Source organism: Dyella sp. PARNA 12/25 (genome assembly GCF_055702865.1).
The window spans coordinates 35,450-46,351 of sequence record NZ_JBVQCI010000017.1; the positions used below are offsets into that span (position 1 = coordinate 35,450).

General features: G+C 58.1%; 14 protein-coding genes. 12 read left to right on the forward strand and 2 right to left on the reverse strand.

The features are described 5' to 3' along the window. Positions 1 to 73: 73 nt before the first annotated feature. The gene (locus tag AC0GUR_RS20670; RefSeq protein ID WP_472879405.1) at positions 74 to 646 is read right to left on the reverse strand and encodes a hypothetical protein; all 573 of its coding nucleotides are present in this window, start codon (positions 644 to 646) and stop codon (positions 74 to 76) included. Between the two features lie 105 nt (positions 647 to 751). Between AC0GUR_RS20670 and pdxR the strand changes: the two genes are divergently transcribed. From pdxR to AC0GUR_RS20700, 6 genes are all read left to right on the forward strand, one after another. After that, positions 752 to 2,206: a MocR-like pyridoxine biosynthesis transcription factor PdxR gene (gene pdxR, locus AC0GUR_RS20675; protein WP_472879406.1), complete on the forward strand. Its 1,455-nt coding sequence runs from the start codon at positions 752 to 754 to the stop codon at positions 2,204 to 2,206. Between the two features lie 516 nt (positions 2,207 to 2,722). Then, on the forward strand, positions 2,723 to 3,097 hold the full coding sequence (locus AC0GUR_RS20680; RefSeq protein WP_472879407.1) for a hypothetical protein: 375 nt from the start codon (positions 2,723 to 2,725) through the stop codon (positions 3,095 to 3,097). Positions 3,098 to 3,445: 348 nt separating this feature from the next. Beyond that, positions 3,446 to 3,694, forward strand: a complete 249-nt coding sequence (locus AC0GUR_RS20685; RefSeq protein WP_472879408.1) for a hypothetical protein — start codon at positions 3,446 to 3,448, stop codon at positions 3,692 to 3,694. A gap of 347 nt (positions 3,695 to 4,041) precedes the next feature. Further along, complete coding sequence (locus AC0GUR_RS20690) at positions 4,042 to 5,316, forward strand: M24 family metallopeptidase (RefSeq protein WP_472879409.1); 1,275 nt, start codon at positions 4,042 to 4,044, stop codon at positions 5,314 to 5,316. Positions 5,317 to 5,556: 240 nt separating this feature from the next. After that, a complete protein-coding gene (locus AC0GUR_RS20695; RefSeq protein ID WP_472879410.1) occupies positions 5,557 to 6,111 on the forward strand; it encodes a hypothetical protein in 555 nt (184 codons plus the stop codon). Between the two features lie 97 nt (positions 6,112 to 6,208). Continuing rightward, positions 6,209 to 6,688, forward strand: coding sequence for a hypothetical protein (locus tag AC0GUR_RS20700; protein ID WP_472879411.1), 480 nt, complete (start codon positions 6,209 to 6,211; stop codon positions 6,686 to 6,688). A gap of 183 nt (positions 6,689 to 6,871) precedes the next feature. Here the strand turns inward: AC0GUR_RS20700 and AC0GUR_RS20705 are convergent, their stop codons facing one another. Next, entirely contained in the window at positions 6,872 to 7,150 is a 279-nt protein-coding gene (locus AC0GUR_RS20705; protein ID WP_472879412.1) for a hypothetical protein, read from the reverse strand. On the opposite strand from AC0GUR_RS20705, the gene AC0GUR_RS20710 reads away from it, so the two are divergent. From AC0GUR_RS20710 to AC0GUR_RS20735, 6 genes are all read left to right on the forward strand, one after another. Continuing rightward, positions 7,149 to 7,538, forward strand: coding sequence for a hypothetical protein (locus AC0GUR_RS20710; protein WP_472879413.1), 390 nt, complete (start codon positions 7,149 to 7,151; stop codon positions 7,536 to 7,538). The genes AC0GUR_RS20705 and AC0GUR_RS20710 overlap by 2 nt on opposite strands. Positions 7,539 to 7,666: 128 nt before the next feature. Next, a complete protein-coding gene (locus AC0GUR_RS20715) occupies positions 7,667 to 8,026 on the forward strand; it encodes a hypothetical protein (RefSeq protein WP_472879414.1) in 360 nt (119 codons plus the stop codon). A 70-nt stretch (positions 8,027 to 8,096) separates the two neighbouring features. Beyond that, on the forward strand, positions 8,097 to 8,567 hold the full coding sequence (locus AC0GUR_RS20720) for a hypothetical protein (protein WP_472879415.1): 471 nt from the start codon (positions 8,097 to 8,099) through the stop codon (positions 8,565 to 8,567). Positions 8,568 to 8,671: 104 nt separating this feature from the next. Then, on the forward strand, positions 8,672 to 9,115 hold the full coding sequence (locus AC0GUR_RS20725; RefSeq protein ID WP_472879416.1) for a tetratricopeptide repeat protein: 444 nt from the start codon (positions 8,672 to 8,674) through the stop codon (positions 9,113 to 9,115). 113 nt (positions 9,116 to 9,228) lie between these two features. Continuing rightward, complete coding sequence (locus tag AC0GUR_RS20730) at positions 9,229 to 9,795, forward strand: hypothetical protein (protein WP_472879417.1); 567 nt, start codon at positions 9,229 to 9,231, stop codon at positions 9,793 to 9,795. Between the two features lie 199 nt (positions 9,796 to 9,994). Then, positions 9,995 to 10,726, forward strand: a complete 732-nt coding sequence (locus tag AC0GUR_RS20735; RefSeq protein ID WP_472879418.1) for a hypothetical protein — start codon at positions 9,995 to 9,997, stop codon at positions 10,724 to 10,726. Positions 10,727 to 10,902: the final 176 nt, after the last annotated feature.

Genomic DNA, 10,902 nt, shown 5'->3' on the forward strand with positions numbered 1-10,902 from the left:
GCACGGTGGCTGGCGGTTAAGCGCGGTGGTTCACCGACAGCGAAATTCGATCCGTGCTCCTGGGTTCTGTTGTTCACTGCACTCGCGTCAGCGTTGCCCTGAAGTTTGGCTCCCAGCTCTTGCCGCCGTCGTCCGAGAATGATTGTTCAAAACGATGCGATGTTGGCGTGATGTCCGACCAGACTTGTCGCACCAGGATAGTTCTGCCATTGAATGTCTCCTGATCGTAAAATTCGCCCCGCCCGTTCTTGAACTCACCGAACATGGGCCGACCTATGACGCCGTCACCAACGGCTGCCGAGTTAAGGCTCCATTCGCGCGATTGCGGGTTGTACAGGAACAAGAGCAGGTCCTCGATGTGACCGCTGGGGCAGTCGGCCTCCAGTTCCTCAAGCTGGGCGCGGCCGTCCCAGACTTGGCGCGCCGCCAGCTTGCCCTCGCACTTGACCCATGCCGTGGAACCCGTCAGTGGATGCTGCAGACGGCTTATCTCACTTTTCCAGTTGCCAAGATGGAAATCGAAATCATGCTGCCCATCTCGTTCCGGAGGAGTCTGCGCTCCGACCTGAAGAGGCTGCAAGGCAACCAACAAGACGCATAAGACTGCTAAAGCCAACGTGTAGGTAACACGAGTTCTGAAGAACATGGGTCGCCTCGTTTGTGTGGAGTGTCGAGCGGCCATGCTACCGTCGCGCGGTGGGTGCGCCAGTACCGGATTGAGTGGATAAAACGGACCGATATAAGGGGACTTATGTCACGCAGCTCTCGAGGGGCATTACTGCCGCCGGTGCCTGGCGGCCGTCCACGACGCGCCGACGTTTACCTCGCCTTGCGCAATGCCGTGCTGCAAGGCCTGCTTTCAGGTGGGGACCGGATGCCATCCAGTCGCAACGCGGCAGCCGACTATGGCGTCTCTCGTGGCCTGCTGGAAGAGGTGTATTCGCAACTCGTGGAGGAAGGCCTGCTGGCGCGCGTCGTAGGCCGCGGCACATTCGTCGCTCGGCGGGATATCACGTCTGTGGGCCTTGCCACGGACGAGAGTGCGCACCCTGGCGCGCCTTCAGTCTCGTCCCGAGGGATCAAGCTGGCGAGCAATCTCGCCTGCCGCGTAACGCACGAGTTCAGGCCATTCAATTCGGGTGTCGCGGACACCGCCGAGTTTCCCTGGCAAATCTGGCAACGGATACAGGCGCGGGCCACTCGCGACCTCCAGCGTGCCGATATGAACTTCACTGATCCGCGCGGCCTCCCCGCGCTACGCAGTTCGCTTGCGCACCACCTTGCGCAATTGCGCGGCGTGCGCTGCACGGCGGACCAGGTGATCGTGTTCAACAGTGTCCAGCAAGCCTTATACTTGCTGACCTTGCTACTCATGAACCACGGCGATGCGGCGTGGGTGGAAGATCCCGGTTATCCGGGCGCGCGTGCGGCCATGGAACTTGCCGGCGCTGCCATCGTGCCGGTACCTGTAGACAGGGAGGGCCTGCAAGTAGACGCTGGATTGCGGCGCGCGCCGAACGCACGGCTAGCCTACGTCACGCCGTCACACCAGTTTCCCACCGGTGTTGCCATGAGCCCGGAACGTCGCACCGCGTTGCTGCATTGGGCGCAGAAGCGCGACGCCTGGATCTTGGAAGACGACTACGACGGCGAGTTTGGTTACGTAGGCCATCCCGCGACACCGTTGCATTCGCTGGACCAGCATGCGCGCGTGCTCTACCTCGGCACGCTCAGCAAATCCATGTTTGTTTCACTGCGGCTCGCTTTTGCAGTGGTGCCGAAAGCCATGGTGGAGCAACTCGCCAACGTACGCACTCAGCTGGACGCATTCAGTGCGCCGTTGATACAGCTCGCCATGAGCCGTTTCATGGATGAAGGACATTTTTCGACCCACATGCGCCACATGCGCCAGGTGTATGCCGAGAAATGCGCGATCCTCATCGAGGGTCTGGCCCCGCTCGCCAACTATGGCTGGACATGGGACGACAACGCCGCTGGTGTGCAGGTCATGCTGCGCCATCCCGATACGCGGGTCGTGCAACGCATGGCGCAAGCCAGCGGCCTGGCGCTTCATTTGCTTAACTCGTATCGACACACGCCGTCCAGAGACGATGGCCTGTTGCTGCGCTTTGGCGGGCTCAGCGTACCCGCCATACGGGCTGGCGTTGAACAGTTGGTCTCCGCTGTGAAGGCGTCCGGGCGTTAGTGGCACTCCATAGTCATGTGCGGTGGCGATGGCGCAGAAAGCCTGGCTAAGATGCGAGCCTGTAAGCTCCGCTTCTGACTCAAAGCAGACCCCATTCATTTGGATGGCTGGAATCACCAATAAAAGGGAATGCTCCGGTGCCATATTTTCAGGTGACAATTTTCATTGCGGCTGTGCTGGTTCTATCGGCGCAAGCCTTTCGCGTTGCCATAAGCAGAGTCAAGCGACACAACTCGCTGCGGGTCTATCGGCAAAAAGCTATCGCCGCGGACGTCTGCGCTTCGTATGACCGCATTTTGATGGCCTCTTCCCGGCAGGAGTCGCAGCCATGGTGGAAGAAAGTCGATTCAAGGATTCCCGGAATGGCTTATCGCGAGGCACTTCGTACGATGACGAACCGCCGTCAAATTGAATCTCATGGGTAAAACGGGGGCGCTTCGGTCGCGAAGCAGGCAGTTCGGGCGCGCGAGGGTCAGTCCCGTATCTCAGTGCATACAACAACGAAAGAGGACTGCTATGAAGGGTGGGAAGTGGCCATCACTACTGCTGATCGTGGGGGCGGTTTCGTCATTCGCGACCGACATTCCGGCCGCTGACGTTCCGACACTTAAGTGCGAGACGGGCCCGGTGAACAAGAAGTACGGGGACACGGACTGGCTGGTCTACAGTTGTGATGACAAGAAATCGTTTGTCGTCGTTGCCGCTACGGGTAACCCTGCGATGCCCTACTTTTTCTACGATCGCTACTCTGATGGGGGGTACAAGCTGCAAGGAGAAGGAGAGGCGGAAAAGCAGCTGACAGATGCAGCCTTCAGTGAACTTCAGGACTTAACCGAGGATCAGATAGCCGCTCTTTTGGACGAAACCAGGAAGGGCGCCATTCGAAAGTAAAGATAAAGGCAGACCGCTTCCGATCCTAGGCGGACACTATTTGCAATTGGCGCGCAGCAGTAGCTCCCGTCGATGCAGTAGATAGCCTGGCGCCGCAAAGTCTCAGACCCAAAGCTCTGCCAAACGTGAGTGTTATTCCAGCGACATCCCAGCATTATGGCCAATGGATCGCGAGCCAGCCGCGCACAACTGAGCTGATTGAAGTGTCACCAACCCGGCTACAAGCCATGCGAAGAGCCTGAACGACGCGCGATCGTCTCCATCACGGGGCCATCTCCTAAGTTATGCAGAGATAGCATCGGTTGATTTCCGTCGGAACATCTGGCCCCGCTTCACGAGGAGTTGCCCATGATCTTCGCTGTGTTTCTTGTGACCCCCAATGACGCGAGAATCGAGCACATTGAGGATGCTCCCGAGTTGCTCGAGCGTGACGGGCGCTGGTTTTCGCTGCGCGGCGGCCCGCGCCAACCGCAGCCGACCGATCATGTGTGGGACCCGGTGGCTGTCTATGCCCCCGACGAACTGACGGAAGAGGAATTCCAGGATCTCTTCGAACTCAACCGCAAGCGCTTTCCGGAATTGAATTTGAGGTACTGACAGCACGCGCGCCAAGCGGAGGCTGTTTCAGGCCCTGAAGATTGTATGCGGGCCTTTGTCGCTGCAGTGACCAGTCGATGGGCTGGCGATGTCTGTTTTTGCCCGATGCGGACGCCTAGGGCAGAGGGCTGTGCAGGGCCATCAGTAGCCTTGCCATAGATCGCAGGCCTGTCAGGTCTGGCTGGGGTACCAGTATGTCAATTTGCGCGCAGACGATGAGCTACATCGTGTGCTGCACCGTGTCGAGGTGATGTGGTAGTGCCATTCGGCACAAAGCCGGCCAGTAGTCGCGTCGCCGATTCCGGCCTCATACTGCGGTGCACCCTTGGAATCAGTCCGGAGTCTCCATGCGTCGTCGCGACTTTCTCACTGGCGCTGTAGCCGCCACCGCTGCTGCGTCCACCGCCTTGATGCTGGCCGACCGGTCGGCACAGGCCGCGCCTGCAACACCCAAGGGGCTGGCAGGATTGGCTTCCATGACCACCGGCGCCAAGCCGATTGCAGTGGACGAGCGCCGTGCGCGCATCGCCAAGCTGCAACGGCTGATGGTCGATCAGAAGATCGGCGCCTTGATCCTGGAGTCGGGCTCGAGCCTGGACTACTTCACGGGCATCGAGTGGCATCGTTCAGAGCGCACCACGGCCGCCGTGATCCCGGCCAAGGGTGACATCGTCGTCGTGACCCCGGCCTTCGAAGAGCCTTCGATCCGCGAAACCCTTGCGGTGAGCGGCGATGTGCGGCCCTGGAATGAGCATGAAAGCCCGTTTGCCCTGCTTGTTGGCGGGCTTCGTGACCGCGGCGTCACCTCTGGCCCGATCGCCTTCGAAGCCACCACGCGCCTGTTCATCGTCGACGGGGTGCGTGAGGCAAGCGCCGGGGCTTACCAGGTCGTTTCCGGCGACGCACTGGTCAAAGCTGTTCGGCTGATCAAGTCCCCGGCCGAACTCGCGTTGATGCAAACCGCCAATGACGTCACCCTGGCGGCGCTGCGATACGTCCATGCCAATGTCCGCGCCGGCATGCGTCCCGACGAGATCGCCGTCATGATGAACAGCGCCACCGAAGCCCTGGGCGGCGCGCCGGAGTTCGCCCTCGTGTTGATTAACGAGGCCAGCGCCTATCCGCACGGCTCGCGCCAGCCGCAAACTCTGCACGAAGGTTCGGTGATCCTGATGGACGTAGGGTGCAACGTGCACGGCTATCAATCGGACATCTCACGCACCTGGGTCATGGGCACGCCGACCGCGAAACAGAGAAAAGTCTGGGACACTGTCAAGCGAGGCCAGCAACTCGCGTTGGCCACGGCCAAACTGGGCGCCCCAGTGGGCACCATCGACGACGCCGTACGCACCTACTACGAAAAGGAAGGCTGGGGCCCCGGCTACCGCCTGCCTGGTCTTCCCCACCGCACCGGCCACGGCATCGGCCTCGACGGCCACGAGTCGCCCTACCTCGTCCATGGCGACGCCACACCGCTGGCGGCCGGTATGTGCTTTTCCGACGAGCCGGGCCTCTACATTCCCGGTGAATTCGGCATCCGTCTGGAAGACTGCTGGCACATGACTGAGGCCGGCCCGAAGCTCTTCACCGAGCTCGCCAGGTCGATCGACGACCCGATCTGATCGGGTCGTTCCAAGAACCCTTGCTCGCTGGCCACCTTGCTCGTTCGGTGAATGAGCGATAGAGAAAGGGCGTGCCAAACAGGTGTCCGCAATCGACAGGCTGAAATCGCGACCTTAAAAATACAAAGGTTTCTCGAAAGGTGCGACGACTCCGGGGGGGCGTCTTCAGTTGCCCATTCGATGGCCGGCTTTTCTTGGAAGCTAGCCGAACGTAAGGCGGGTGGGGCTTTTGGAAGATAGATGTTTCAGGAAGAGCCGTGCTCCACAAGTGAGCGCAAATGCACAGCTAAACGTCAAAGTTCATCCATTGAAAAATCAGGGGGAGTGCTAGTGATAAAGATGTTGGCATTTGCGTTGCTCGTCGTGTCTTCACTTGCCTCAGCGAACGACACGGTTTCAATCCCTCGCATTACGCCCTACGCCGACGGCGTCGGGAATGACGATGTAAGGCAGAAATGCGATTGGAACGCAAAACTCAGTGAAAACATTGCTCAGTCTGCAGAAGGTGGCGTCTCCGTCTCAGACCAGGATCTGTCGCAGACAAGCGGGAAAATCCTCACCATGAAAGTTACCGAGGTACATGCGATTGGCGGCGGGGGTTTTACTGGGCCGAAGTGGGCGCAAGTTCGCGGTGAGCTGCATGATGGTGACAAGCTGTTGGGTACTTTTGTGGCAGAGCGCCGCTCTCTTTCCGGCGGTTTGACCGCCTGCGGCGTACTGAGAAGCCTCGGAAAAGAGCTTGGCGAAGATATTGCCGAGTGGCTGAAGAACCCGACATTGGACGCGAAACTGTAACCACGAAGAGCCTGGTTGCCTTGCCGGGCTTACTAGGGTCCATATACGGACATGCCCAAATCAGGGTCGCACTGTTGCGCGTCATCAGGGGGGAGTCGTGAAGAGAGCCTTTGTTGGTTTGGTCGTGCTTGCGGTCGGGATTGTCGCGACAGCAACCGCCCAGGACGGCGCGGCGGGTGGCCAAAGCTACGAATTCAATTTTGCCGCGAACCCGTGCTCTGGCGTGGCTTGTGCGACGGAGGCGAATCTGCGGGATTCCAAGGCGATTGACGCCATTCTCTACGGCAATGACTCGCGAGAAGATCGCCTGGCCAAGCTAAAGCCCTACGCGGAGCCAATGCAGTCGCTGGACGATGTGAAGAGCCGGCTGGCATTGGACGGCTGTGTGACGAGCGGCCCAGGTGTGATGGATTGTGGGGTTGTCAGTAGTGGCCTAAGGCTGGTGTTTGATCCCGACAAGAAGCTCAGGTTAATTCGTCGAAATGCCCACGTGGTCGACGGTGTTGCCCAGCCAGAGCAGTCGCTAACCGATCCGGGTTTTGAGTGGCATGGCTATCGACGCTGGTATCAGAACTAATCGAGTGCGTCGTCCGCTCCCGACCCGAAGCGGACGCTGGCCTATGAGATCAGGGGCAAGGGAATGAGCACCTTCGAAGCTTTTGTGCGGCTGCTGATTGAGTGGCGCCCGTTAGGGCCACAGCTGAACCTGTCGATCAAATATCGCGGTGACGAACAGACGTATAGGGCATGGGGGCCGCCTCTAGGGTGCCGCGTCGCGGATGGGTGCTTGCCAGACCCAGGGTTTGGCTCTGGCCCAGTCCGGCTCGACGAAATCGAGCTCCTTGCCGTCCATGACCGCCCGTCCGTAGATCATCCAGTCCCAGGATACGTCGAGAATTACAAGGCCTTTCTTGAGCAGGTCGGCACTCTCGATGGCGTTCAATACGTCACGGGTGGAATCAGGGTCGTGAATGCAGATTAATGTCCGCTTCCGACCCGAAGCGGACGCTCCCAAAATGCTGAACCGGTAGCCGAGCATGCAAACATCTCAGTTCATCTTTAAGACTATCGGCGCTATTCACGGGCTCGCCGGCGTTGTGTTGCTTGTCGCAGCACTGGACAAGAACTTCCAAAAATTCTGTTTCTACAAAGGCAAGGATCCCTTTGTAGGTGACCTTCACAAAAGTCTTGCGCTGTTCGGTAGCTCTCTACTGATTGCATGCGGTGCGTTTGCTTTCTTCAAGCCGGACTTCGCCGTAGGCGCCGCTTGGCTATCCTTCCTCATCTATCTATTGCCCTCGCTTGTCGACCTCCTGGCAGGGCGCCCCCTTGGAAAGTTCTGCAAGGGGTGCGCAGCATCTTTCAGCGTTCGTGCCTTGGCCGTAGTAGGCCTTACCACGGCCATGCCAGATGGTTGGCATGGGTAATAGCTCGCTCAATGCGGACGGGTTCGCCGCCAACTAACTAGATCATCCAATGTCCGCTCCCGACCCGCAGCGGACCTTAGCCGCGGCTTGGGACGAGTGGGTCGATAACCTTTGAGAAAGGGGCTCCCGTGAAGATTCGATTGACCGAATGGTTCAGCGACTGGCGACACGCCGAACCTCAGCGTCCGGAGCCCGTCGTTCTGGATCTTGAAGATCAGAAGGCGCTGTTCTACTTGGCGGTTTCGTTGGGAAATGGAAACTTTGACCAAGCACGCTTTGAGCAGGACTCCTTGGACGCGTACCGCTTCGTCGTTGATCTTTTAAAGGGCACGGGAGGGGCAAGCCTTGTCTCGCCCGACGACGTCAGCGTGCGGTCGGTTCTCTACCGGAATGACTATGAGATCTACCGACAGGGGCAGGACGCCTTCTTTTTCGTCGATCCCCTGCCCCGGCCGGATTTGTTTGTGACCGAGGAAGCGACATCTTAGAGTCGAGCGAACTGTCCGCTTCCGCAACCCGAAGCGGACATTGCGAGCGCAGAAACAAACTGAGGTAACCATGGCCGAAAGTCGAGTCGAACGGCTTAAATATGCGGCAGCTGCAGTTTTCCTGGTTGTATGGCTTTGCCTATTTGGCTATCGGTTTGTGAGTCCGGAGGCTAGAGCCGGACGAAGCTTCCTTGAGCACATGCCTGTCGACGATGTTCGTTATGTTCGACTGGAGCCGGTGGGCGATCATTCGTTGATCGGGCAGCCGATAGCGGTTGACGACAAGGCTAGTATCCAGACCCTTCTCGCCCCTTTTAAGGGCATGTCACATGTAACACCGAACCATCCTCAGACCATGTGGAAGGTCGCTATCACGATTGGGACAGATCGTGAGCAATATGGCGGGATCATCACCGGAACCAAGAACCAAGGCGTCCTGTTTACCTACAACAGCAGGGTGACCGGAGGTTGGGTTTATCAGGAATATGAGATGAAGGACCCGAGTGAGGCTATCCGCTTAGTTGCAGAGTCGACTCGATAACTGGCGCGGGTGGGTTATGTGTAAATGTCCGCTTCCGACCCGAAGCGGACAGTTTCCTTCGAGACATAGATCACGCCAATGTTTGGTTCTTGCGGGGGGAAGGAATGGGCGAATTACCCAGAGACTTGCACGAAAAAGTGGTTGCCTTCTCGGCTGAGGGCGACTCGCTTGCTAGTCGCGGCCAGTTCATTGATGCCGTTGGCAGGTACAACGAGGCGTGGAAGCTGATTCCAGAGCCGAAGGCGACTTGGGAGGCCAGCACCTGGCTTCTCACTGCCATTGGCGATGCTTGTTTCTTGGCTGGAAAGTTCAAAAGCGGCCGTGATGCTGTTGGGTTTGCGCTCAACTGCCCGGGTGGGTTCGGCAACCCGTTTGTCCATCTGAGGCTGGGTCAATGCGAGCTTGAACTCGGAAATGTGGACGGCGCTGCTGAACATTTGACTAGGGCATACGCGCTGGAAGGCAGGGAAATTTTTGCGCGTGACGACCGCAAATACTTCGAATTTCTCAAGTCCAAGATTCAGCCGCCCGCGTCAGGTGTCTGGTGAATCTGCATTTCGGAAGGTCCGCTTCCGACCCGAAGCGGACATGATTGACCCGCTCGAGCTTCGGCGAACGGGGTCGCGTCAAATTCGGGTAACAACTTCTTTGAGGAGAGGGCTTGAAAACGCCGGAGGAGTTCGCGGAAGCGATGAAAGAAAGGGCGGCACAGAGGGAGACAATGCCCGCCAATGCGTATTCGACAGATCCAGGTTCTCGACTCCTATTGCTCTTAACGGTGGTTCCCGGGCTTTCTCTGATGTTCTGGGGAGGAGCTGGAATCGCCATCCAAGGGAACTATCTAATCGGCGCTGCTTTCATCGCGGCAGGCGTGGGTCTGGTCGCATTTCTTGTGTTTCAGCTGACGTTACGCGTCGAAATCGGCGAGCATTCTGTGACGCGATCCTGGATGTTCGGCCGCACGGTTGTCTCGGTAGACGAAATCAGCCGGCTCAGCTGGGGTGGCGCGCGTGGGGTGCTCATTTTGACGATCAGTTACGGCACGAAGAAATTTATTCAGCTTTCAAGCAACGCTCTCGCAAAGGAGGAGTTGCACGCGATACATAAAAAGGTGCTCGTCGAAGCGCTCGCGGTGCATGGTCTCGAGGGAGCGCCGCTGCGGCCGCTGTTCTCTGAGTACGTGGGCTATGTCGATATCGACGAAATGATCAAAAGGAAGAACCCTTAGTGCTGGCACAGCATGAGGTCCGCTTCCGACCCAAAGCGGACGTGGTGGGCATCATCAAAACCGGGGTCAGTGGGGACTTTCTATGGGAGAAGAAGTGCACTCTCACCCGGGTTTTGGTGTACTGATCCAGCCGTAGGTGATGCAAGCGGAATCGAACGCTAGACCCAAAGAGATTTGGGGATCGTCCAAGGGGGAATGGATGCGTCACCTGAAGTCTGTCGTCATTTTCATAATTGCTATGGTTTCTCTTGCCGCATGCGGAAACCGAGTCGCTGAGGCCAAGAAGCTATGGACGATGTCTGTTGCAGCCTTCAATACAGGCAACTTTTCTGAAGCCTTGGATGCTGCCAAAGACCTGAGGTGGTACGACAGCGACAAATCGGCCTACCTAACGAGCCAGATCATGCTCTTTGGCGCCGGCATGCATGGGATGAACTTCACCATGGGGCTCGAGCAGTTCCATAAGAAGGTGCTGGCCATCGAGCTCAAGCCAAACGACCCGTACATCGATCAGCTCGTGACAGCAAAAATCTTTGCGTTGCGATTCACCGAAGGCCCTGCAAAAGCGTTGGTTGACTCAAGTGACTACTGCGCTGTTCTTCACCAGAACGATGTCCGCGAATGTGTCGAACTTCTTGTGAAGGACTCGGAGGCGGAATACCTAGCTGACCCAACGCGGTTCAACGCCATCTACCTCCTCCAAGCCGCGCGCTTAGGGGAGGACTTCGATGCTGTCAATGAATATGAAGCGGCCTTTCTCCAGGGCCTGGCGTCGTTCCGGATGGACCAGGCGCGCGCTCATATGGCCCTCGCCTTCGTCAGCCAGCAGCGTAAAGGAGGGCTTTCGCGATCAATGGTCACGAGATATTGCCAGTTGATGCCGCGAATTCAGATTGACGAACACCAAGCTATTTGCAAGTCGGAAAAATAGACTGCCGTTCGCAGGTCAGAATGGTCAACTTTGTGCTGGATTTACAACTGCATGCCCGAAGCGCCCGAAACTGCGATGCTTCTAATGTCCGCTTCCGACTGCGACTTCAGCCGGTCAACGCAACACACTATAGACGCGCAAGCGGAAGGAGTGTTGCATGGCACGCAGACCCCGCA

Excerpts from the sequence above, each read along its gene's own strand:
- AC0GUR_RS20690 (WP_472879409.1), top strand. The coding sequence starts at position 4,042 with ATGCGTCGTCGCGACTTTCTCACTGGCGCTGTAGCCGCCACCGCTGCT.
- AC0GUR_RS20720 (WP_472879415.1), top strand. The coding sequence starts at position 8,097 with ATGGCCGAAAGTCGAGTCGAACGGCTTAAATATGCGGCAGCTGCAGTT.
- pdxR (WP_472879406.1), top strand. The coding sequence starts at position 752 with ATGTCACGCAGCTCTCGAGGGGCATTACTGCCGCCGGTGCCTGGCGGC.
- AC0GUR_RS20705 (WP_472879412.1), bottom strand. The coding sequence starts at position 7,150 with ATGCTCGGCTACCGGTTCAGCATTTTGGGAGCGTCCGCTTCGGGTCGG.
- AC0GUR_RS20685 (WP_472879408.1), top strand. The coding sequence starts at position 3,446 with ATGATCTTCGCTGTGTTTCTTGTGACCCCCAATGACGCGAGAATCGAG.
- AC0GUR_RS20710 (WP_472879413.1), top strand. The coding sequence starts at position 7,149 with ATGCAAACATCTCAGTTCATCTTTAAGACTATCGGCGCTATTCACGGG.
- AC0GUR_RS20670 (WP_472879405.1), bottom strand. The coding sequence starts at position 646 with ATGTTCTTCAGAACTCGTGTTACCTACACGTTGGCTTTAGCAGTCTTA.
- AC0GUR_RS20680 (WP_472879407.1), top strand. The coding sequence starts at position 2,723 with ATGAAGGGTGGGAAGTGGCCATCACTACTGCTGATCGTGGGGGCGGTT.
- AC0GUR_RS20725 (WP_472879416.1), top strand. The coding sequence starts at position 8,672 with ATGGGCGAATTACCCAGAGACTTGCACGAAAAAGTGGTTGCCTTCTCG.
- AC0GUR_RS20695 (WP_472879410.1), top strand. The coding sequence starts at position 5,557 with ATGTTTCAGGAAGAGCCGTGCTCCACAAGTGAGCGCAAATGCACAGCT.
- AC0GUR_RS20735 (WP_472879418.1), top strand. The coding sequence starts at position 9,995 with ATGCGTCACCTGAAGTCTGTCGTCATTTTCATAATTGCTATGGTTTCT.